Annotated in this window: 22 protein-coding genes; 6 read left to right on the forward strand and 16 right to left on the reverse strand. The window is 59.3% G+C overall.

Annotated features, from left to right (window positions below; all coding sequences use genetic code 11):
- Positions 1-268 precede the first annotated feature (268 nt).
- The 3 genes from IVB19_RS39355 to IVB19_RS39365 form a co-directional block, all read right to left on the reverse strand.
- Positions 269-1519, reverse strand: coding sequence for a putative bifunctional diguanylate cyclase/phosphodiesterase (locus IVB19_RS39355; protein ID WP_247821934.1), 1251 nt, complete (start codon positions 1517-1519; stop codon positions 269-271).
- 420 nt (positions 1520-1939) lie between these two features.
- Positions 1940-2335 (reverse strand): hypothetical protein, encoded by a 396-nt coding sequence (locus IVB19_RS39360; RefSeq protein WP_247821936.1) that lies wholly within the window; start codon positions 2333-2335, stop codon positions 1940-1942.
- Between the two features lie 26 nt (positions 2336-2361).
- Entirely contained in the window at positions 2362-2562 is a 201-nt protein-coding gene (locus tag IVB19_RS39365) for a hypothetical protein (protein ID WP_018459031.1), read from the reverse strand.
- A gap of 206 nt (positions 2563-2768) precedes the next feature.
- Here IVB19_RS39365 and IVB19_RS39370 point away from each other — a divergent pair, with 206 nt between their 5' ends.
- The gene (locus IVB19_RS39370) at positions 2769-2954 is read left to right on the forward strand and encodes a hypothetical protein (RefSeq protein WP_247821938.1); all 186 of its coding nucleotides are present in this window, start codon (positions 2769-2771) and stop codon (positions 2952-2954) included.
- A gap of 345 nt (positions 2955-3299) precedes the next feature.
- Here the strand turns inward: IVB19_RS39370 and IVB19_RS39375 are convergent, their stop codons facing one another.
- The 6 genes from IVB19_RS39375 to panB all read right to left on the reverse strand — a co-directional run bounded on the left by IVB19_RS39375 (position 3300) and on the right by panB (position 8391).
- Positions 3300-3902, reverse strand: a complete 603-nt coding sequence (locus tag IVB19_RS39375; protein WP_524536779.1) for an IS1096 element passenger TnpR family protein — start codon at positions 3900-3902, stop codon at positions 3300-3302.
- Positions 3899-5464 carry an IS66 family transposase gene (gene tnpC, locus IVB19_RS39380; protein WP_247476114.1) on the reverse strand — a complete coding sequence of 522 codons (1566 nt, stop codon included), beginning with the start codon at positions 5462-5464 and terminating at the stop codon, positions 3899-3901. Before tnpC ends, IVB19_RS39375 begins: the two co-directional genes overlap by 4 nt.
- 51 nt (positions 5465-5515) lie before the next feature.
- Entirely contained in the window at positions 5516-5869 is a 354-nt protein-coding gene (tnpB, locus tag IVB19_RS39385; RefSeq protein WP_091898177.1) for an IS66 family insertion sequence element accessory protein TnpB, read from the reverse strand.
- Entirely contained in the window at positions 5863-6285 is a 423-nt protein-coding gene (gene tnpA / locus IVB19_RS39390) for an IS66-like element accessory protein TnpA (RefSeq protein WP_247821940.1), read from the reverse strand. The genes tnpB and tnpA overlap by 7 nt, the downstream gene beginning before the upstream one ends.
- Before the next feature lie 364 nt (positions 6286-6649).
- Positions 6650-7507, reverse strand: a complete 858-nt coding sequence (panC, locus tag IVB19_RS39395; RefSeq protein WP_247821942.1) for a pantoate--beta-alanine ligase — start codon at positions 7505-7507, stop codon at positions 6650-6652.
- Positions 7508-7509: 2 nt separating this feature from the next.
- Positions 7510-8391, reverse strand: a complete 882-nt coding sequence (gene panB / locus IVB19_RS39400) for a 3-methyl-2-oxobutanoate hydroxymethyltransferase (RefSeq protein ID WP_247821944.1) — start codon at positions 8389-8391, stop codon at positions 7510-7512.
- Between the two features lie 316 nt (positions 8392-8707).
- On the opposite strand from panB, the gene IVB19_RS39405 reads away from it, so the two are divergent.
- Positions 8708-9007 carry a hypothetical protein gene (locus IVB19_RS39405; protein WP_247821945.1) on the forward strand — a complete coding sequence of 100 codons (300 nt, stop codon included), beginning with the start codon at positions 8708-8710 and terminating at the stop codon, positions 9005-9007.
- A gap of 1393 nt (positions 9008-10400) precedes the next feature.
- Here IVB19_RS39405 and IVB19_RS39410 read toward each other — a convergent pair.
- From IVB19_RS39410 to IVB19_RS39435, 6 genes are read right to left on the reverse strand one after another with little or no spacing between them, the layout of a single operon-like run.
- Positions 10401-11990 carry a gamma-glutamyltransferase gene (locus IVB19_RS39410; protein WP_247821947.1) on the reverse strand — a complete coding sequence of 530 codons (1590 nt, stop codon included), beginning with the start codon at positions 11988-11990 and terminating at the stop codon, positions 10401-10403.
- A gap of 6 nt (positions 11991-11996) precedes the next feature.
- Positions 11997-12761 (reverse strand): ABC transporter ATP-binding protein, encoded by a 765-nt coding sequence (locus IVB19_RS39415; protein WP_247821949.1) that lies wholly within the window; start codon positions 12759-12761, stop codon positions 11997-11999.
- A gap of 9 nt (positions 12762-12770) precedes the next feature.
- A complete protein-coding gene (locus IVB19_RS39420; protein WP_247821950.1) occupies positions 12771-13763 on the reverse strand; it encodes an ABC transporter substrate-binding protein in 993 nt (330 codons plus the stop codon).
- A 35-nt stretch (positions 13764-13798) separates the two neighbouring features.
- Entirely contained in the window at positions 13799-14575 is a 777-nt protein-coding gene (locus IVB19_RS39425) for an ABC transporter permease (protein ID WP_247821952.1), read from the reverse strand.
- Positions 14575-15336, reverse strand: coding sequence for an aspartate/glutamate racemase family protein (locus IVB19_RS39430; RefSeq protein WP_247821954.1), 762 nt, complete (start codon positions 15334-15336; stop codon positions 14575-14577). Before IVB19_RS39430 ends, IVB19_RS39425 begins: the two co-directional genes overlap by 1 nt.
- 10 nt (positions 15337-15346) lie before the next feature.
- The gene (locus IVB19_RS39435) at positions 15347-16519 is read right to left on the reverse strand and encodes a M24 family metallopeptidase (protein ID WP_247821956.1); all 1173 of its coding nucleotides are present in this window, start codon (positions 16517-16519) and stop codon (positions 15347-15349) included.
- Positions 16520-16617: 98 nt separating this feature from the next.
- Here IVB19_RS39435 and IVB19_RS39440 point away from each other — a divergent pair, with 98 nt between their 5' ends.
- The 4 genes from IVB19_RS39440 to IVB19_RS39455 all read left to right on the forward strand — a co-directional run bounded on the left by IVB19_RS39440 (position 16618) and on the right by IVB19_RS39455 (position 21620).
- Entirely contained in the window at positions 16618-17553 is a 936-nt protein-coding gene (locus IVB19_RS39440) for a LysR family transcriptional regulator (protein WP_247821957.1), read from the forward strand.
- Between the two features lie 537 nt (positions 17554-18090).
- A complete protein-coding gene (locus IVB19_RS39445; protein WP_247821959.1) occupies positions 18091-19278 on the forward strand; it encodes a M20 family metallopeptidase in 1188 nt (395 codons plus the stop codon).
- Between the two features lie 198 nt (positions 19279-19476).
- Positions 19477-20646: a M24 family metallopeptidase gene (locus IVB19_RS39450; protein WP_247821960.1), complete on the forward strand. Its 1170-nt coding sequence runs from the start codon at positions 19477-19479 to the stop codon at positions 20644-20646.
- A 239-nt stretch (positions 20647-20885) separates the two neighbouring features.
- Positions 20886-21620 (forward strand): SDR family NAD(P)-dependent oxidoreductase, encoded by a 735-nt coding sequence (locus tag IVB19_RS39455; protein WP_247821962.1) that lies wholly within the window; start codon positions 20886-20888, stop codon positions 21618-21620.
- A gap of 403 nt (positions 21621-22023) precedes the next feature.
- Here IVB19_RS39455 and IVB19_RS39460 read toward each other — a convergent pair whose 3' ends face one another.
- Positions 22024-22221 (reverse strand): hypothetical protein, encoded by a 198-nt coding sequence (locus tag IVB19_RS39460; RefSeq protein ID WP_247821964.1) that lies wholly within the window; start codon positions 22219-22221, stop codon positions 22024-22026.
- Positions 22222-22615: the final 394 nt, after the last annotated feature.

Below are 22615 nucleotides of genomic sequence, written 5' to 3' on the forward strand. Positions count from 1 at the left end.
CCGTAGCAGGCGGGCGCCATTGCGCTGGTCACCGGCAATTCTCCGATAGGTTCTGGGTGCGACACGCCAACGCAACCAGAGGAACCACCGATGATCGACGACATGATGCGAGCAGGCGCGACATCGCCGGGGACCGGCGCGCCCGATTTGGACCGCGAGCAGCAGTTATGGCTTCGCTTGGGCTTTGGTGGTGTCGGTTGCACTCGGACGGCGGCTTCGCCACTCAAACGACAAGAAACAACAGCAATTGGCGTCTCCCGCGGACGGCCTATGCGGAAACCTGATTGACCGACCCGCGTACCCGCTTCAAACGGTGACGCGGCGAGAAAGCTCGGGCGAGACTCACGAAATCCTCCGCCGGCATAGGCCGTCCGAACAAATAGCCCTGGTAACTGAGCTGTCCTTGTCGCGCCAGGAACGCATATTGCTCCTCCGTTTCGACGCCTTCGGCGATGACTGAAAGGCCAAGGCTTCTGCTAAGCGCTATGATCATCTGGGCTATCACGGCGTCATTAGAGTCAACCAGAACGTCCTTGACGAAGCTGCGATCGATCTTGAGCTGGTCAAGCGGCAAACGCTTCAGATATGAAAGCGCTGAATAGCCGGTTCCAAAATCATCGAGGCTGAAACCGATGCCAATCGCTTCCAATTTGCACATCTTGGCGATCACATCGTCGACGTTGCTGACTAATGTGCTTTCAGTGAGTTCGATTTTGAGGCGATGGGGATTGGCGCCGGTTTGCTCAATGATCGCGCGGACCTCTTCGACAAAATTCTTCTGACGCATCTGCAGGGCGCTGACATTGATCGCGATGGTCACGCGTTCGGTCGCCGGATCGGCCGACCAGCGAGCCAGCTGACGGCACGCAGTCTTCAACATCAAGGCGCCGAGCGGAAGGATCAGGCCGGTGCTTTCTGCCACCGGGATGAACTCGCTAGGAGAAATCATCCCTTTATGCGCATGCGGCCAGCGCGCCAGCGCTTCTGCCCGCAGCAGCCTTCCTTCGTGATCGACCTGCGGCTGGTAATGCAGCAAAAGCCGTTCCTTCTTAAGGTCATCTCGTAGATCGGTCTCGAGGGCAGCGCGGGCTGTAATCATAGTCTGCATGGCCGGGTCGAAAAACCGGAGGCCATTTCGCCCCGCCGTTTTCGCATCGTACATTGCCAGATCGGCTCTCTTGAGCAACTCGTCAACGTTGCACTCATCAGTCGAAAACAAGGTCACGCCAACACTTGCAGTACAGGGATATTCATACGTATCGAGTTGGAAGACCTCGGTGAAGGCTGCGAGTATCTTTTCGCCTATCGCTTCGGCCTGCAAGGCAGCGGCCTTTGCTTTCTGTGTACCCAGATTGGCGAGAAGAACGACAAATTCGTCCCCGCCAAAGCGGGCAACTGTGTCATCCGCCCTCACACAATGGGAGAGGCGCTGATAGCAACAGACCTTTCCTGCGCCCGCGCCGTCAGTTCTTATCCTGATTTTGCACAGATTTCCGGCTGTTGCGGCTCGGAAATGCATTTTTTGAGCACCACACACGGCGACTCGGCCGTGTTTCGGCACGAATAATTGGTATTGCTTTCGGCTCAGCAAACGGGACCTGAAGAGTGGCGCCATATTGTGCGCGACGCGCGTCGTCTGGCCCGAGTGTGAGGGGTTTCATAATTGCGAAATGAATTCTGAAGTAGTTCTTGGTCATGCCTCGGTCTCTGATTTTCTTCGTGGTCTTTGCGATCATCCTGGCAGCGCGTGGGCAGCAGCGAGAACAATTCGTGTTACGCCCGACTGCGGCCATGCCTCCGGTCAACGTACCCTGAGCGCAAGCGCACGGAACGTCTCGGCGAGATGATGATCATTTGGGGCACTTATCTGGTCAATCAAATCCGGCGGGCCATCCGCCGGCGGAGATCGTGAGAGTCCAGCATCGTTGCGCCGGCCTCGTTAGCCATCAGTGACCCTGGAGGACCGGCGCCGCCCCAGTCGTTCGGGCTCACGCCGGCGTAGTTCGAGAGGAAGAGATCCTGCCGGCACTGGCGATGGCAGCTCAGGAGCTCTCGTGTCCTCTGGTTGGGCTTGGTGAGTAGTACGGCGCGGCTCCATCAGCTCGAGCACCGCTCGTCCCTTTTCCGTGATGCGCCACCCTCCATGCAAGCGCTCGACGAGTTGCTGCGTAAAAAGGTCGAGCTCTGGCACACGGGCGCCCATTCGTTTGGTGCGCGCCGCCCAATCCGGACCGCTCGTGGCCAAAATGGCCATGTCTCGCTTGAGATCCGGCATGGATGCGAACCCCTTGGGGTAGCTCACAAGGATCTTCAACACCGTGACCTGGAAATTCACATGAGCACTATCGGTCTTGTCCGTATCTAGCGCCACATGGTTGGCGCGGAGCGAAGAGCTTGCATTGCGACCTGCCGAAGGCGCTCCGCCGTGATCTCACCTTTGTTGGCGGCCTCCAAGATCTTGGAAGCGACATGGGCCCGAGTGCCGGTTTCGCTGCGAGGCAGACTGTCGCAAACCTCCTCAAGAACAGCACGCAGAAGCGCAGTGGTCGTTGCGTCCAACACTTGGCGACTCCGCAAGGCGCAAAGAATGGTAGCAGAGAAAGCGCGGTGACCCCCTCAAAGAGACTACTAGCTGATTCCAAAGTCGAGTATGAACTTCACCACAGTCGTCGTTGCTTGTTGATTGCCCAAGACGTTGTTGGCATGCCCTCGAAGCAGGAGAGTTGTGCTGGTCTGGCTCCGCACGCCAGCGCTGGAGGAACGCCTCCGTGATGGAATTCAGCGCTGGAGGGGCTCTTTTTGACGATTTTGGCCGCGATGTCCGTGCGATGTCTCGCCACTTGCCAGAGTGTCTATTTTCCGCCACAGGCGAATCCATCTCCGGGGCAGCCGCAGCGGGCGTTCCGGACAGACAGACCATCGATGTTGATGTCCGATCGTTTTTCCTTCTTTGAGATTTCCTTTAAGCGCCGTCGGCGAAGCTGGTCATGGTCCGTCAGCACGAGCGAGGGCACGCCGGTTATAGCAGGCTCACGAAGCAGTCGAGCCGCCGCCAGATACGAAGCGAACAGGGCGTTACTTCTGCTGCTAAGCGCGCCAATGGGCCCGCCTGTAACAGTTTCGTCACGCCGAGCTGGCGAGCGGTGTCGGTCACGGCGTTGGGTCCCGCGCCATTAGGCCCTGGTCTGTGAGTGGCCATGTCCCAGTCCTCGTATTTTGCCGAATGCATCTAGGGAATGTCGATGAAGCAGACCAAGCGTAAGCGTCGCTCTGAGGCCCATTTGATTGGTGCTTGACGTCTATTTTGAACGCGTGGTGCGCCGGCGCGGCTTCCATATTTCCGACAATGCGTTGACGGGGGCCTCGAGCGCCTTCCGGTCGACGACGTTGGGATCAAACTGCTCAGGGCCCCAGAGGCGCATTTGTTCGTGCTCCGGATGGGTGGGATCGCGGATGGCGTCGAGGTATTCGGTATAGCCTGACGCACCGCCGACATCTTCCGGAGGACAACGGCCGGCGGCCTCGAGCAAGAGGGGAAGTCCCTCCGTTGTCGTGTTGTCGAACCACTTTTCGAGCTTGATCACGTGATCCCAGCTGTCGCCGAAGTCGTAGAGATAATGGATCGTCTTCGCGCCGGTCTCGTGAACGATATTGGAGAGCCGCGTCTTGCGAGCATCGATGGGCTGAGGGCCAAAATCTCCATCGGGATCAGGGATACCCCAACGTCCTTCGCCAGCCAAAAACTCGAAGAGATGGCTATTCGTCCAGCCAAACGCCGCCTGAAGCGTCAGATGCAGCCGATCAAGGCGCAGCGTGAGCGGCACGACAAGGCATCGCATCACCTCCGGTTTCACGTCCTCGAGGGTCACCTTGATCCGGACCGCGGTCGTGCTGAGGCTCATGCCGCAAGCCTCGGATCTTGTGCATGCATCGTATAGGTGGATGCCCAGGGAAGCAGTTCGTCCAGCCGTGCCGCCGGCCAGCCATTGACGAGCTTTGCGAGAACGTCGGCAAGCCAATACTCGGCGCTGACGCCGTTGAGCTTACAGGTCTCAATGAGCGACGCCAGCAATGCCCAATTCTCAGCACCCTCGTCACACCCGGCGAACAGGGCGTTCTTGGCATTGAGCTTGATCGGCCGCATCGCACGCTCGACTGCGTTGGTGTCCATTTCGATGCGCCCGTCATCAAGGTAGAGCGTCAAGCCGTCCCAATGACGCAGTGCATAGCGTAAAGCTTTCGCCGTCTCACTCTTCTGCGCGAGGTGACCAAGCTTCGCCTCAAACCACTGCTTCAAGGCTGCAGCCAACGGCCGGGCATGCGCCTGCCGGCCCGCGCGGCGCTCGGCGTCAGATCGGCCACGGAGGACTTTCTCGACCGCGTAGAGCTGGGCGATGCGCTCGAGGGCCTCGCGGGCAACCGGCGCCGGCGCCGGCGAAGCCTCGCGCTCGATCTTCACAAACTGGCGCCGGAGATGCGACCAGCAGAATGCGAGCGTCCCGGACAAGGCGTCCGCACGCGTCTCTCGCATCATGGTCTTGTAAGCCTGATAGCCGTCGCAGTGGATGATGCCGCGATAGCCTTCGAGCAGTCGCAAGCCATGAACGGCGCCGCGGCCTGGTGCATAGGCATAGACCACGCCGGGCGGATCAGGCCCGGCCCAAGGCCTGTCATCGCGCGACAGCGCCCAGAAGTAGCCGGTTTTGGTCCTGCCGCGCCCGGGATCCAGCACCGGCGCCGGGGTCTCATCGACACAGAGCTTCGGAGAGGCGAGCAGAAGCTGGCGCAGACGATGCCACAAGGGCTTCAATTCCTGGGCCGCATAGCCGACCCAGAAGGCGAGCGTGGAACGGTCGATGGCAATACCGTGCGTCGCCAGCATCTGCGTCTGGCGGTAAAGCGGCAAATGCCAATGATACTTGGCATCGATCACATGCGCGACGAGCCGCTCGGTCGGCAGTCCTCCCCTGATCAATCGCTCGGGAGCAGCATGCTGGAGGACGACGCCGTGACAGGCGCGGCAGGCCAGTTTGGGGCGGCGGGTGACGATAACGCGATACTGCGCCGGTACGACGTCCAGCCTCTGGCTCTCATCGTGACCGATCTCAAAAAGGTCGCCTGCGCAGCATGGGCAGCAGGTTGCAGCGGGCATCAGGTCCTCGATGATGCGCGGCAAATGCTCCGGCAGCTTGCCACGATTGGCCCTGCGCTCGGCAGCTCTCTTCTCGCGTGTTTTGGGATTGGCGCGGTCCTCGGCTGCTTCGAGAGCCGCGACAGCCTGATCAATATCCTCCAGAATAAGCTGGAGCTGATCAGCGTCAAGCTTTTCCGACGATCGACCGAACTGCGCGTCTTTTGCAAGCTTGAGCAACCGCTCGAGCCTGGCGCAGCGATCCAGCAGAGCCGCGGCAAAGGCACGCAACTCGGCTGGATCGCTCGGCAGTTCATCAGGCAAATCACTCATTGGCCCGAGTCTGCCATGCTTCGCGCCCCGATGCAGCGAAGATTTTATGTCCTACGCAAGCGCTTTCGGCTGCGGGATTCGAGGCGCATGCATGCGTGTCCAATCCATGCCGGCCAGAAGCGCGGACAACTGCGCGGCGTTCATTCGCATGACGCCGTCAACGACCGGCGGCCACTTGAAGGCGCTGCCCTCAAGCCGCTTCCAATACAGCACGAGGCCACTACCATCCCAGACCACGATCTTCACCCGATCAGCGCGCTTCGCACGGAAGACCACCGCCACGCCCTTCATCGGATCGTGGCCCAGCGTCTCCTTCGCCAACAGCGCCAGACCATCCGCGCCCTTCCTGAAGTCTACAGGTCGGGTCGCAACGTAAATCATGAGGCCAGCGGGAGCCGTCAGCATGAACGTGTCCGGCGCAACGCAACAAACACATCACTCAGCACGGCAAGTCCAGGCGTCCCTCGCACCTCAACTCGTGCCCCCTGGAGCTCAACCGTCACGACGGCTGCTTCCGGCGATCCGGAGGGCGCGGCAGCCGCCGATGGCGGCGATTCCGACACCAACGGCACAAACGACAGTGCACCCGCCGCAGCTGGCAGCACCAGTTGACCTAAACGCGCCCGGCGCCGCCAGTCATGCACCTGCTGTGGCCGGCAGCCATGCCGGCGTGCGATATCTGTTACAACCGCGCCCGGCTCAAGGCTTTCCGCGACAATCCGGGCCTTCAAATCATCCGGCCACTGCTTACGGCCTGCGCCGGCGTACACTTCGATACGCTGTGTCAATGGTCGTCTTATGTCGTCCGAATGGTCGTCCATTGTGAGCACCCTTGCAGAAGATGACTCTTCTAACGGTGCTCCCAAGATCGCGCACAGACAATCTAAAGGGCCGCGGCGCTACGCTTACGACCAAGCAAAACGAGAGATCACAACGTGGGAGTCTCGTCGGCAAAGTACTTGGTGGGAAAACGAAAAAACTGACCGCGACGATGAAGCGCCGTGCCCTCAAGATACAAAAATCTGAGCGACCGGATCCGCCATCTCGATAGAAACGCGCTCCACGCCTGGTCGCACTAAGCTCGTCAGGTGGCGCCCCTCCAATGGTCGCTCGCTTCCTCTCCGACAGCGCCTCTCTGCACCTGCTTGCTGTCACGTTGTGAGAGGCCCACCGACTGGGAGCTTCCTATCTCCTGGCGGCGTCCGGATCGAGCATGACGTTATCAATAAGCCGGGTCGAGCCAACATAGCCTGCTGCACAAATGGCGACCGGACGCGATAACGGGTTTGTGGCCGGCTTTAGCGTTTCAGCGTCCACGATTTCGAGGTATTGCAACTCATCCAGCGCCTCCAGGGGAGGCCTGACAAGCAATAGCAGCCGGGCGGGATCGCGCTCTCCTTCGCGAAACGCGGTTTCCGCCGCGAGCAGGCCCCGGCTGATCGCCAATGCACGCTTGCGCTCCGGGGCGCTGAGATAGCGGTTTCGGCTGCTCATTGCGAGGCCATCCGGCTCGCGGACCGTCGGCACGGTGACGATATCGATCGGCAGGTTGAGATCAAAGGTCATGCGGCGGACGACTGCACATTGCTGCAAGTCTTTCTGCCCGAACAACGCGACGTCCGGCTGAACCATGTTGAACAGCTTGCAGACAACGGTTGCAACGCCGCGGAAATGGCCGGGCCTGAACGGCCCGCACAGGGGCTGTGCGGGTGCACCGGGTTCAACAAAGGTATCAAACTGAGGCGGGTAGACCTCCCGCACCTCCGGAGCAAAGAGGACGTCGGCTCCTGCCTCCTGGCAAAGTTGTTCATCGCGAGTGAAGTCGCGAGGGTAGGTGGTAAGATCTTCCGTTAGGCCAAACTGGGTAGGATTAACGAAGATGCTGACGACCGTGGCGTCGCAACGAGCCTGGCTGTTTTCGACCAGGGCCATGTGGCCCTGGTGCAGGTATCCCATCGTGGGCACAAATCCGATGTGTCTGTCGGGCCCCCGAGCCTCAGCTAAAGCCCGACGCAGTTCAGCAACGGATCGGATGGTTCGCATGATCACGACCCTGAGGTTTGTTCGTCTGGAGTCCAGTTTGCGACGAGCTCCTTGAGCGCGTCCGGAAGGCGATAGGATTCCTGCCCTCCTGGAAATGTACCGTCACGGACGTCAGTCGCCCAGCGGGAGAGCGCCTCCTGCATCAGCTGAAATCCATTCGAATAGGCGCGCACGAATTTGGGCGGCTTACCGTCGGTAAGACCCACGACATCATGAAACACGAGCACCTGCCCCGAACAACCAAGACCGGCTCCGATTCCGATGGTCGGAATCTTGAGGATCTCCGTCGCTCGCGCTGCTAGCTCCGCCGGGATTCCTTCCAGCACCAGAGCAAAACAACCGGCCTCCTCCAGACGATGCGCGTCCTCGAGTAGGCGGAAGGCGTCGGTGGCAGTCCGACCCTGCACCTTGAAACCACCCATGACGTTGACGCTCTGTGGCGTGAGACCGAGATGTCCCATCACGGGAATTTCACAGTCGACCAGGGCGCGTACCATATCGAGGCGGTTTGCACCGCCTTCGAGCTTCACCGCATCGGCGCCACGCTGGAGGAAGCCGCCAGCGTTGCGGATGGTCTCTTCGCGGCTGACATGGAAGCTGAGGAAGGGCATATCGGCAATGAGCAGGGAACGAGGTTTTGTGCGCGCCACGGCTTCGAGGTGATGATTCATCATGGGGACGCTGACTGGTAAGGTATTGTCGAATCCGAGGCAAACATTCCCAACACTGTCGCCGACAAGGATAATATCCACGATCGGATCAGCGATGCGCGCTGCAACCGCCTCGTAAGCGGTGGTCATTGCGATCCGCCGCCCCTGCTCCTTCCATTGCTGAACAAGGGGTATGGTAACTCGCTGGGTTGGCAACTGCGGCGTGTGGCTCATCTCGATCCTGATCTGTTTCTTAACGCCGGCAGTTCCACTCCTGGCACTTCTACTCCCGACGCTTCCTAGGCCAGAGGAGAGATAAGGGTCAATGCACCGGTACACAAAGAAAGCTTTCGCTCCAAAGTGGAAGAAGGGCGCACCGAACCTCCCAATGATCGCGCAATCATCGTGGGAATGATTCTCTGCGGCCGAGAGGAAGGTCGCGGTACGAGTCATGGATCGCAAAGCGGCGGATACGGACCAAAAACGCCGATGATCGGCCCGGCTGAACCGCTGTAGTGCCCCAGCAACTCTGATGCGAGACCGCAAGCTCATGGTCGGCAAGGTCTGTAACGCCGCCGCGGCACTCACTTTCAACGTGGTGGTCGTCGCTGCATTTTGGAGCCTTTCGAACAGCTATTTCATTTGCGGGCTTGCGCTAGTCGCTTCAATATTTGCCCGTCGCTCGGTTGAACGCTCGTTCATCAAGCGCGCCCATCGCGACATGGTGCGCATTCATGGCGCGGACTGGGGCTGTGCCGACCCTACGGGCACGCGCTTAGCCGACAAGCCATCGAGCGGCCACGCTCGTCACGACCTCCCGGCGACGAGCCGTCGCATTCTAGCCGATTGACCCGTCTTGATGACCACCCCTGCTTCACCTTTCCAGGCCGCGCGCATCGAACGCCTGCGCGACTTACTCGGTCAGACGGTCGAGTCTTGCAATCGCGAAGCTTGCGATGTGGGCGTTCGTTGGGCTGCCGCGACAATTTCGGTTGCGCAGCGCCATGAGTCACGGCCCCCTAAAAGCAAGCGTACTCGCATGATGTGATGGAGCATGCGGTCAGCTTGAGCCGCCGGTCTAACTACCTCATAAACTGATTTGGCTCAGCGGCGACCTAAAACCCAATAGACGATCATGTGATCTGAAAAGGGGAGGCCCCTAGACTTACCCACCGGCCGAAACTTTGGCATTTTCTAGCATGCGTCTTGGGGTCTGCCTACCTGACATACGGCTGATGTCCGGAGATTGGCGTATCTATCGATGCAGGTCGCGGTGATTTCGCGCGACTATGCAGTCGGTCATCTCACTCAATTCATCACGAGTGTAGCGCCTAATGCCGCACGGCAAAAGCCGTCCTTATAGACCACATACCGTCTGGCAGAGCTGAAGCTGTTCATCCCGCAACCGAATGGCCGATACGCAGATACTCGTCCATACGGCTTGTCATTCCTGCCGTCCAGAAATAACTCCTCCTTGAAGATTTCCCGATCATGCTCTGCAACAGGCCAAATACAACTTTCCCTTAGGCCTGGCCGAAACCGCCGGGGGGCCCAGCTGCGATGCTCAAGATGCGGGCAAGTTAGTCGTTTTGCCAGGTCGGCACTGATCGTCTGCTCAAAGAGTTCAACGACTATCCAAGAGTCGTCTAGTTCGGGAGGAATGTCTCCCCAGCGACGTCAACGCTGCTCGGTCCAATCTGTTCGAGGCCGGAGTCATGGTCCTGCCAAAATCGAACACCACACCTCCGACTATCGATTCATCATAGAGAGCGGGCTTCGCTGTGAAGCGCTCGAAAAGCACCCAGTCGGTGGCGGGCTCGATATTGTTGCCATGTTGCTCGCACATTACGCGCCCATCCACAGCTTCGCAAGATCGTGTGTGATGCGGCTCTCTTGGGAGCGGCGACCCAGCACAGATTCCCCTGCAAACCGAAAACGGCTACCGCACGCGACCAGGAAGGAGAATATCTCGCCATCGACTGGCGTCTCCATCTGCGTCGCGCCGACAGCTTGGCGAAAGCAAAGGTGCATCTACGGGCGGCGCATTCCCGTCGACTCTCGCGTTGGGCGATCATCGGTTGCGAGCGAATGCAAAATGAGGAAATTGACCACGAACATGGTTCCGGCGTTGCATAGAACAGGAGCTTGGGGCGGCGACCATCTGGCTGATAGAGTTGGGCGGCGATGGCGGGGCGAGCAAGCCGTATTCGCCTGCAGCGGCGGTTCTGCACAGCTGACGTCAGTTACTCTGCGATCGCATACGAGGATCGTCGTGGATCTGCGCCACCCATCAAAAGGACACCCTTCTTTCGGATGGCATTCACTCCGCCCATGAGACGGGACCAGCCGTCCAGTCGCTTGACGACCCAGCCGGCTTTCGTCAGGGCGGTGTCCCAGGTCAACGGACATCTGCTCTCGAGCATCACTTCCCGGCCGACGTCGTGGCGTAGCCGAGGCCACTCTACTGCTGACTGTATATTGAGCTCCTGCTCGAAATGCCGTCTCATGACCTGGAATAACGACTGCGGCTGGCCGTGGTCGCCTGGCGTAGCTATAGCAAGTTCGATGCCTTCCTCGCCCGTCACCAGCGCCGGGCAGAGTGTATGGAACGGACGAAACCCACCACGCACGCCGCGGACCGGATCATCATCGAGGCGCTCGAGCATAGCTCGATTGTGCAGCACCAACCCGTGATTCGGACAGACAACGCCCGAGCCGAAAGATTCGAACAACGACTGAACCCAGGACACCGCATTCCCGGTTGCATCGACCACGACTAATGTCGACGTATCCCCGCCGCCTGCCATGCTCATGGCTGGTCCGGCATCGAGCGTCAATGTCCTCAGCCGATCGAGGGAAAGGAGGTCCGGCGGAAGGCTGATCCTGCGTTGATCGGCACAGTAACGGTCGCGCATCGCAAACGCTACGGCCTTCGGGGATAAATAGGCCACCGGATCGATCAAAGGATCGGACTGATCGGATGGCGGCGCAGCCGGTTGAGCTTCGGTCAGAGCCAGCATGGCGAGCAGCGCGAGCCCTTGCGAGTTAGGTGGCGCCACATGAACGCGTCTCTCTCGCCAGGTCGTCGACAATGCCCGCTCGAACGAGGTGCTGTGAGCTGCGAGATCCTCGAGATCTATCAGAACGCCCTGATCGCGTGCTTCCGCAAGCCATTGGCGGGCAAGATTTCCTGAATAAAACGATTGCCAGCCGTTTTTCGCGAGAATGCGCATGGTCTCAGCGGCTTCGGGCTGCTTCAAACGCTCTCCAAGCCGGCGCCCGCCGGCCGGGCCGAATTTTGCGGCCAGTGCAGGGAAATCTTTGCAAAGCGTGGAGTATTCGGGTCCGTTGAAGAACTCCACGGCGGAGACGTCCAGCGGAACTCCCTGCTCGGCGAGCGCGATTGCCGGCTCTAGCACTTCTGCAAGAGAGCAGCGGCCGAACCGATCAAGTGCCTCCCCCCAGGCTGCGACCACCCCCGGGACGGTAACCGGGACGGGACCCCGCTGCGGCATCGCCGTCAGGCCGCGGTTACGTAGCGCGCCGACGGACAGTGCGCGTGGGGTCGCGCCGGAGCCGTTGATCGCGGTAACCTCTCCGTCCGGCCGTCCGTGAAGAGCGATTGCGTCTCCCCCAAGACCGTTCATAAATGGGATCGCGATTGCCAAGGTCGCAGCGGCGGAAATCGCTGCGTCCATCGCGCTCCCGCCGCGGCGGAGCATGGCTGCTCCCGCTTCCGACGCCTTGGGATGACCGGCCACGACCATTCCGCGGTCGCCCATGACGACGGGGCGGTGCGATCTGAGTGCTTCGCTTTGGAGGGTCACATCCACGGTCAATCACTCCACGAATCCGGATGCGTTCATCAACATCCGTATGCGCTCACAAGCGCTATAGAATTCTGGCTCGCGTAGAGAAGAAAAATGTCGCGGCCGCGGCAGTCCGACTTTTATGATTTCCTGGATGCGCCCTGGGCGCGGCGTCATCACAACGACCCGGTCAGCCAGCATGACAGACTCCGTGATGCTGTGCGTGATCAGAAGGACGGTTTTTCTGGTTTCCATCCATACCCGCTGGAGTTCGAGATTCATCTGCTCGCGCGTCAGCGCGTCGAGAGCCCCGAACGGCTCGTCCATGAGGAGCAACGACGGATTGGTTACTAGTGCGCGGCAGAGCGCCACCCGCTGTTGCATACCACCGGACAGCTCGTATGGCCTGCTGTGTTCGAAGCCACGAAGGCCGACCAGCGCTAGCAACTCCGCTATCCGTTTTGGCTCTTTGCCGGAGCGTTGAATGTCCAGAGGTAGCTGCACGTTCTGCTGTACCGTGCGCCAAGGGAGAAGCACCGGCGTCTGAAATACGATGCCGATACCTGGGCTTGGCTCGGTTACCACCTTGCCGCCGATCTTGACCTGCCCGTTGCTCGGCGCCATCAGGCCACCGACGAGACGCAGCAACGTGGATTTTCCGCAACCCGAGGCCCCAACGATGGCGACGAACTCGCCGGCGTTCACCTCTAGTTCGATGTCTCGCAAGGCCTCAACACTACCCTTGCCCACGCCAAAGGCTTTCGAGACACCGCTTATTGTAATTGGCTGAACCATCAGGCGCGCTCAGAGCTCGAGCATTTCGTTCGTGTAGAGATTGCTCAGTTCGACCTCTTTGGAAAGCCCTCCATATTTCAACAGCAAGTCCTGCGTCGCCCGCCAATCTCGTTCGGCCATGAAGCCTGGCAGTTTATCCTTCGTGTTGCGCGTTTCGAGCGTCGCAAACGTCAGCTCGAGTTGCCGGCGCAGAACGCTTCTGTTGCGCGACTGTTGTGGCACTCGTTTGATGAGGAGATCGATGGCCTTGTCAGGGTCCTCTTTCGACAGCCTGAACGCATCTAACGAGGTGCGCACGAAAGCCTTGGCCGCATCGCGGTTCTGCCGAACCCAGTCGGCATTCGCCACGATTCCATTGTTCATCATCTCGACACCGAATTCACTGAAGAGGAAATAGTGGAGCTTTGCGCCCTGCTGCTCCAGTTGCGCGATTTGCACATTCACGTTCGCCGGGATCGCATCGGCCCGCTTCTGCAGAAAGATCGCATTCTTTGCGCCCGTTGCCGGGTTGAGCACGTTGATCTTGCCTGCGTCCACGCCCGACTGCTGCAACAGCGCGGGAAGCATCTGTCCAGTACTCTCGGAAGGCGCATACGCGACGAACTTGCCCTCCAATTCCTTGGGCGCACGAATGGGTGCGTCTGCATGACTGATGATGCACATCGCGTTGGAAATTACCCGCCCGATCGCAATGAGCGGAATGCCCTGTTCGACCGCCCTGATCGTACTGGTAAAATCGAGGAAGCCGATAGGATCGGTGCCCTGCCCTACGATCTTGGCGACGGTCGCCGATCCTTGACCCTCGCCGATGCTCACATCCAGTCCAGCCTTCTCGTACATCTTTTCGCCCAACGCCAGGTAGAAGGGCGCATGCGAGCCGTAGATCGCCCAATCCAGCCTGAAACTGATTGGGGCAGATGCCTTCGCCCGTTTGATGAATGGGCCGGGCAGGATCAGTGCGCCCGTTCCGAGTACGACACTCCGCCTCGAGATCTTCTTCATAGCTAATGCTCCTAAACTCTATGCCATCACGAAGATCACGCTGCCGGGTTCTGCAGACGTATTGTGCAGTGCCAGGGTATGACCAACTGCTCGATGAATTCGGTTGCGTAATATAGTACCACCCCGATGATGAGCAGCACGATCAGAACAGCGAACAGCAGCGTCGTGTCGAGATTCGCATTCGCCTGCAGCAATAGGTATCCAAGACCTGCATTGGCTCCCACCCATTCCGCGATCACAGCGCCGACCACCGAGAACGCGATCGCGACCTTCGTGCCGGCGAAAATATTGGGCAGGGCCATGGGAAGGCGAAAGTGAAAGAACATCTGCAGGGTATTGGCGCGAACAGACCTCGCGAGCTCGATCATCTCGCGCTCTATGCTCCGCAGACCAACGATGGTGGAAATCAGGATCGGGAAGAAAGCGACCAGAAACGTAATCACGAATTTCGGGCCAAGCCCTAGGCCGAACCAGACCACGATGAGTGGCGCAAGAGCAACCTTGGGAAACGTCTGGCTCAGGATCAGCCATGGCATCACCGCACGTTCGAGCATGGGGGATGCGACGAGGGCGATCGCCAGCGGCACCCCGATGGCGATCGAAAGCAAAAAGCCGCCCATCGTAATGCAGATGGTAATCCAGCTGTGATGAAGCAGGAACCAAGAGTCCTCTCTCATGCGCTGGATCACGTCACCCGGCAATGGCAGCAGATACGATGGAACGCGGAAGACTTTCACCGCGGTGTACCAAATTAAGAGCAAGGCGACGAACGTGCTGGCGGGATAGAGGCACGATATGATCCGGTTCATCATCAGAGCAGACCCGAAAAAGGCGTTCGCGCGCATGCCGAGTGGACGAGTGTGACCAAGTGCGTGAAATCGAAAACGGGGAGGCGAATTGCCGCTTGGATTGCAGCCGCATAGGGCGGCAGCAACGAGCATTCGAGTAGGAGAGCTCCCGTATCGGGGGCTTCCTGGACGAGTCGTTTAGCGACGGCGACGACCTCGTTGGTGATCCGCGCGATGTCCAGCGTCGTCCTGTCATTCCATGCCGTTGCTGCGAACTCCGTACAGCCATCCATCCCGGCAAGGTGGATTGTCGCCCTGTCAATACCTGCCGCTCGAAGATGCCGGGCGGATAGGCTTGTTGCGTCAGCGGTGATCACGCCGACGCGACGCCCGTTTCCCAACGTCGCGGCGATGAAGGGGACCAACATGAGCGATGACGCGAATACCGGGACGCCGACTGCCTCGAGCAAATGGTGCTGAAACAATGCCGCGAACCCGCAAGACGTCGTTATGGCCCAGCAGCCCTGATCCTCTAGGTGGCGAGCACCGTCGACCCAGGGCTGTATCGCCTGTCGAAATTCCGTGCCTTGCGGGTCGAGGGCGGCGAGATCGCGTACCGTGTGGCTTCCAGAACATCCCTTTACGACGTGGTGCATGACCGGGAACGAAAATGACGACGCGTTCCCGATTGCGCCGGGTGGCCGCGGGAAGCGACCTTCGATCATCAGGATCCCAATCCGATGACCGTAGACGTTGTGGCCTCCTCTGAGCAAAGTACTTTCCATTGCGGATCCCTCAGCTCTTGGACAGCAGTTCGCGCGGGAAGTCGGCGAAGACATCGGCACCGCGCTCTGTCACTGCGAACGTCTCCGAGATCACGACTCCGTAGTCCTCGGTCCAGATCGCCGGAATGCAGTGGAATGTCATGTTCGGCTCCAGCTCTGTCCGATCTCCAGCGCGGATACTGGCAGTGAGTTCGCCCCAGGTCGGCGGGTATCCGATGCCAACTGGGTAGCCAATTCGGCTTTCCTTCTCGACTCCGTGTCGTGCGATGACCGCCTTCCACACCGCAGCCAGCTCTTCACACAAAACGCCAGGCCGCACCTTCTCCAGCACGGCATTCAAGCCCTCGGCGATCACCTTGGCCATGAAAGCCATCCGCTCTGTTGGCTTACCAAGATAGATGCACCGGGAAAGCGGTGAGTGATAACGATGCCTGACGCCGCCGAGTTCGATGTAGAACAGATCGTTGTCGACGAGCGGCGCATCGGTCCACGACAAGTGCGGCGCCGAGCAATATTCACCCACCATGGCATTTGGCGGTTTGCACGGGAACGTTCCGCCGAACTCTGGCAATCCTGCCGTCGTTACACGATAGACTTCGGCCATGACATCGCACTGCCGGACTCCGGGTCGCGCGGCATCGAATGCGGCTTGCTGTGCAGCAGCAGCAATGCGGCCGGCCTGTCGCATGTACTCGATCTCGCGTTCGGATTTGACCATCCGGCAGCGGTTGACAAGCAGGAAGGCGTCCACGAACTCGCCATTCGGAAGGGTCGTTCTGAGGATCGCGTCCCACTTGGCTGTGTAATAGTAATCATCGGTCTCGACGCCAATCCGGCCTCGATCCCATCTGCGGCGCTTCAACTCCTCGCTGACGAACTGCATGGGGTGAAGCTCCGATGAGCCGACATACTTGTCAGGATAAGGCACCACGTTCTTCGGAGCGAGAAACGCGGTAAACTTTGCCCCGACGGCATCCATGCCGCGGCCTATCCAGATCGGCTCTTCCTGGTGATGGCTGACCACCACCATTTGAGGCGTGTAGAAGGACCACCCGTCGTAGCCGGTGAGCCAGAATTGGTTTGCCGGGGAAGCAACCAGCAGAAGATCGATGCCGCGCTGCGTCATCGCTTTCTTCACTCGAGCGACACGCGACAAGTATTCCGATCTTTCGAACAGCAGCATCTTCGGTCCTTCCGCCTCTTTGAAGTTCGCCTCGAGTGTTGCGCGCCCCAGACATTCCGTCTAATGAATAGTTCTGTGGAGTAGATAACCGGACGGTTATGAGGCGGCTCAACCTAAGACTGCTCGATGTGTTCAGGGTGGTGTTCGAGACCGGCAATGTGACGGTTGCCGCAGACAAGCTCGGAGTGACGCAGCCCGCAGTCAGCAAAGCACTGATCGAGTTGGAGCAGGATGTCGGCTTGGTACTGTTCGGACGGGGACGGCGCCGGATCATTCCGACGGAAGATGCGGCGCGCCTCTACGAGGAAACTGCACGGCTTTTCACGCACGTGGAGGTATTCGAGGATCGCATTGATGACTTCCGATCTGGATCCGCAGGGCAGTTGTCGGTCGCTGCGATTCCGACGTTGGCGGGTTCTGTCGTTGTTCAAGCGGCCCTGGCTCTGCAGAACAAGGCCCCGCTTGTGAAGGTGAGGATTGTCACCGTCTCTCGTGCCGAGGTCATCAGCTCAACTACGCATCACCAAGTGGATCTCGGGCTGCTGCATGCGCCCGTGGCAGATCGTGATCTCGACGTCGAGATCATCGGCGAAAGCGAGATCGTTGCAGCGGTCCATCGCGGTCACGTCTTCCAGACCTACGACCATGTCACCCCGCGCGATCTGGATGGTTATCTGCTCATAGGCACATACGTCGGCTCGCCAGCCAGCTATCTCGTTCGCGAATGCTTCGAGGCAGCTGGCATTAAGATGCAAGTGGCCCTGGAGGTGAATAGCTCGGCTGTGGCGTTCGCGGCCGCCGCTTCTGGGCGCTGCATAGCGCTGATCGATCCCTGGCCCAGCTGGGTTGTTAGCGACGATCGATGCGTGCTCGTTAAATTCCGGCCCGTCGTACCACAACGCATCGCGTTGCTGACCTCTACGTTTCGACCGCCATCACGTCTTGCCCAGCTGTTTGCCGAGGAGCTGAGGCACGAAATTATCAAGGCCGCAGCTTCTTCACATTTCGTGAGAGGGATGATCAAGAGCACCTGAATAGTTGCCACGCCCAAGCATCCGATGCCATTCGCCCTATCTCAGCACTGGAATGGACCGCTCACCCCAATGAGTAACAGCAGCGCGGTGAAATGGCTAACATGGAGGCGTATCCAGTCAAGTCCCCCGCAGGGAAAAGGGCCCTGCCAGCGCACCGATTGATGTTGCGGCAAAACTCGCCAGTCTTGTGCTGTCGGCCCAGCTCCAGCCCGCTCGGGCCACCAGTTGAGTTGCAGGACAGCGGCCAACGCAAGAACTCCGCAGAAATTCTGCGCCGAACCTGCCGTTTTTACAGCTTAACTTCAGCCCCCTATGGCTAACCTTTGACTGAAGATTACAGCTTGTGAAGGATGAAGCGGGGCTTGATCATTTTCGGAGCAAACGGCATGAGTCGGCCCCTAGCTGCGTCGAACGGCAAAGCAATACTCGCTGCCTCTGGAAAATGTCGCAACATCGCTACGGCCCTAGCAGTGAGCCGATGTGTTCCCTCAATGTCCGCCTGCCGAAAGACCTCAACGCGACCTGGGCGAGAAACCAATGAAAAACATCACGAACAAATTGCTTACCGTTGCGGAGCGAGACGCAATCGTCGAATTGCGTCACGCCATGCACCGCGAGCCGGAGCTGTCCAATGCTGAATGGAAGACCCAGCAACGAATCCGTGACACTCTGGAGAGATTTGGATTGTCTGGCGCGAAGACGTTCCATAAGACCGGCCTCTACGTCGATATCGAGGGGGCTGGCTCAGGACCGCAGCGCTCCGTTGCCGTGCGGGGCGACATTGATGCATTGCCAATCCAGGAGACGCGGGACGATCTCTCCTACGGATCGCTAGTTCCCGGCATAATGCACGCCTGCGGCCATGATATGCATGCATCGATTGCCATGGGCGCCGCGCTCGCATTCCATCGGATGCGCGAAACGTTCTCTGGCAAGCTGCGCGTGTTTTTCCAACCTGCTGAGGAGGCTGAGCCGCTCGGTGGCCGTTCGGTGGCCGAAGAGGGCTTACTCAGCGGCTTCGATGCCGCGATTGGCTTTCACGTTAAACCGGATTTGCCCGCCGGGATGTATGGCGCGCGCGCAGGCGCAGTAACCAAGTCAGCCGATCAATTCGCGCTCAAACTCATCGGAACAATGGCCCATGGCGCCAAGCCGCATGCCGGTGTGGATGCAATCGCGATGGCGGGGGCGTTCATTAACGAGGTCCAAAAAATAGTATCGCGAGAGATGCCTGTCGATGATGGTGCGATTATCACGATTGGCACTATCGCTGGTGGCGAGGCCACAAACATCATCTGTCCGTCTGTCACCATGACTGGGACGATTCGAACGAGCGGCGCAGAGAGAAGAATGCTCTTGGTTCAGCGTGTTCGAGACATAGCTGAAGGTATCGCCGCCATGCATCGTGGGAAGGCAGAATTTTCCCACAGGCTTGGCGAGCCGCCCGTCGTGAATGATGCTGCCATGGTCGATCGCTTTCGACGTCTGGTTATCGAGACGGTGGGCGAAGACAAGTTCTCCGACAAGAAATCGCCGACGGCCGGCGGGGGCGCCGATGATTTTGGCTTCTATTCCGGCTGCGTGCCTTCGATCTATTTTTGGTTTGGTAGTGAGGAACAAGGAAATCAGTCCGGGGTGCACACGCCAACCTTCGGAGCATCGGACGACCTGCTTGTTCCGACAACCGAATTGGCGGTTCGGTACTGCTTGGAGATGCTTAGTTGATTGCAGCCTCGATGTTCGCTCTCCGCCAAGCGCTCACAACAGAGTGCATTCCGCTCAGGTCATTCGCGTCCTCGGACCGTCGTCTTACCTTGCATTGAGTGCTTACCGGTCGCCCGCCTCCAGCGCGAGAACCAACCTACGAAGTATGGTCCGTAACACAACAGAAGAACGCAATCGTTCATCCAAGGAGCTGAAATCATGACAATACCGAAAGCCGCGCAGGCGTTCCCCCGGTCTGAATATCTGCGACGCTTGTCCGCCGTTAAGTCGGAGATGGAGCGGCGGGAGATTGAAGTTCTGGTGGTCACGGTCCCAGCGAACATTACATACCTTTCTGGATACACCTCAAAGTCTGGATATGTGCCCCAAGCCTTGATCGTCTCGTTGAAGGACGAAGAGCCAACTTTCATTACGCGCCGTATGGATGCGCCAGCGGCACTCCATCAGATGTTTATCGATCGAAACAATGTGATCGGCTACCCGGAAGCGCTGATCGCCAATCCGGAGCGCGATGGGTACGACGCGATCATCGATTTCATCTCGGACAAAGGGCTCGGCCGGAAGGGGATAGGCCTTGAAGCGAAGCTCCTGCCGTCGTTGACCGTCGAGAAATTCAGGTCCCGCGTGGCCGGAGCGAGAATCCTCGATTGTACAAACGCCATCACCTGGATCCGCGGGGAGAAATCGGACCTGGAAATTGCCATGATGCGCGAAGCCGCCGCGATTTCTGATGCCGGAATGCTTAAAGCGAAGGACGTAATTCGCCCGGGTGTGCGCGAAGCGGATGCTTCCGCCGAGATCATCGGAGCGCTCGTGCGCGGTGCTAACGGCAAGCCGGGCACCGATGCCGGGAGCTTCTTTCTGTGCGCTACACCACGCACTTCAACGTGCCACATTCGGTGGACAGAGGACGTGTTCCAGCAGGGATCGCAGATCAACCTCGAGTTCACCGGCGTGCGTCACGGGTATACCTCTCCATTGATGCGCACCTTGTCGATTGGCAAGCCGTCAGATCACATACGCCGGCTGCATGAAGGAGAAGTTGCTGGCCTGGAAGCGGCGCTTGCGGCGGCTAAGACCGGAACGACCTGTAGCGACGTCGCAGCGGCTTTCAACACCACGCTCAAAAAGCACGGCTTTGAGAAGGAGTCGCGGTGTGGCTACGCCGTCGGAATCGATTGGACGGAACCAACCGCTAGCTTGAAGGAAGGTGACACGACCATTCTGAAGCCGAACATGACCTTTCACCTCATGCTCGGTAACTGGATTGGTGAAGATGTGGGCTACGTGATCAGCGAAACGTTTCGCGTTACCGACGCTGGTGGCGAGCCATTCACTAGGTTGCCACGCGAACTGTTCGAAATTTGATCAAAACGCGACTCGACGTCAAAAGATAGCTGTCGGGCTGCAGGCAAGGTGATCGGGAGCCCGCAGGCGTTAGTCTCGACGGCTGGGGTTTTGCCCTAGGTGTGTTTGGCCGAGTTCGCGGGCCAACACGCGCGTATCCGCGCCTGGCCATATCCACAAGTGGCTGAACCTGCGCAGGGCACGGGCTTTCGACATAGTTAAAAGAAATTCATTGCCGCATCTTCATCAGGAACTAAAATATGGATTTGAGCGGTGTTCCGACGATTGTGACAGGGGGCGGCTCGGGCCTGGGCGCGGCAACAGCGCGCGCCATTATCGACATCAGTCGCGATAATGTCGAACGGGTCGCGGCGGAGATTCAGGGTGTGAGCGCTGTGGCAGACGTCTCGGTCGAGGAGCAAGTGAAACTGGCTTTGAATAAGAGCGAGGCAGCACATGGCGTGGCTCGCGTCCTGGTCAATTGCGCCGGAATTGGGGGAGGCGGCAAGCGTACGGTTGGAAAGGACGGTCCGTATCCTCTCGATCAGTTCGAGCGAGTAATAGACGTCAACCTGATTGGAACGTTCAATATGATCCGGCTTGTCGCGCAGAGGCTCGCAGCCGAGCCGACGCAAGGCGAGGAACGCGGAGTCTTCATCAATACTACCAGTATTGCCGCCTACGATGGACAAATCGGACAAGCCGGCTACGCTGCCTCCAAGGCCGGCATCGTCGGAATGACGCTTCCCGTCGCGCGGGATCTTTCCAGGATCAAGATTCGGGTGAATTCCATTGCCCCGGGCTTGTTTCTTACTCCGATGCTGATGGGGTTAAGCGAAGAAGTGCGGGCTAGTCTCGCCGAGCAGGTGCCACACCCGGCTCGGCTTGGCACCCCGGATGAGTTCGCTGCGCTCGCGATTCACATCGCGGAAAATGCGATGATCAACGGCGAGACCATCCGGCTCGACGGTGCGATCCGGATGGCGCCAAGTTGAAGCCCACGACAACTGGTTCGTGAAGAACTCTGGCTACAAGCTGGAACAGCCTAAAGCGCGGCGGTGAGAGGAGTGAGGAGTTGGCGCAGCAGCAGGGTGGGACGCGGAAGGTGTGTGCGGCGGCGGCGGGGACGGCCTTTGCAGCGCCCCCTTGGCGGAGCGAGAGATAATTGTGGCCTGTGCGATCTGGGCCTTGAGATTACCGGTGGGCGGTTCAACGGTAGCCCTCCGGCGCAGTTCGCGCGATCTTAAGCGTCACCCCTCGTTTTTGGTCGGAGATGAAGGGTCTGAAATTTGTGATCCGGCGGCGCATTGTGGCCGCGGTATCCCTTGTCGGCGAGGATACGTGCGATGATGTTGCCGACCAGCGCCTCGGTGTCGCCGGATAACCAGGGTGTGACCGTCACTTGGGCATGCCGGGCAGCGGCTTCACATTGGCCACGAACTGGCCGCCCTTCGCGCGGCTGATCGTGGTTTGAATCGAGACGTTGGCCCCGAGCTCGTTTGGCCGATGGGCAGTGCCCTTGCTGATGGATTCGACCTCCGGCGCGTGCAGGGAATAGACCTTCGGCCCGCCTTGACGCTGTTGCTGCTCGCGCACGCGCCGCGCCAGCAGTGCAGCGTTTCGAACGCTGCTTCGAGCCCGCTGTTGCCTCAATCTTTGCGGCGCCGCTGTCGCGGATCACGCGGCCGAGATAAGTCCGCAGCGTCTTGAGCGCTCGGTTGGCGCGCTTGAACTGCTTGGCGTGGGCATTGCGCTGATGCTCGATCAGTGCGAACTTGCCCACCCGCGCAGAGGATTGACGCAGGCTCACCCCATGGCGCCGCGCCGGCCGCACCAGCGTTTCGCGTACCCGGTTTAGATCGTTCGGATCGCTGGGGAACGTCACTTCTTAGGCTGAACTGTGGTGTCGACCATCACCCGAGACAAGTCAGACGGCTTGATCGCCTTGGTCCTGAGCTACCGACAAGCTCTCCTCGATCAGCGCAGCCAG

The organism is Bradyrhizobium sp. 187 (genome assembly GCF_023101005.1).
Taxonomy (GTDB): Bacteria; Pseudomonadota; Alphaproteobacteria; order Rhizobiales; family Xanthobacteraceae; genus Bradyrhizobium; species Bradyrhizobium canariense_D.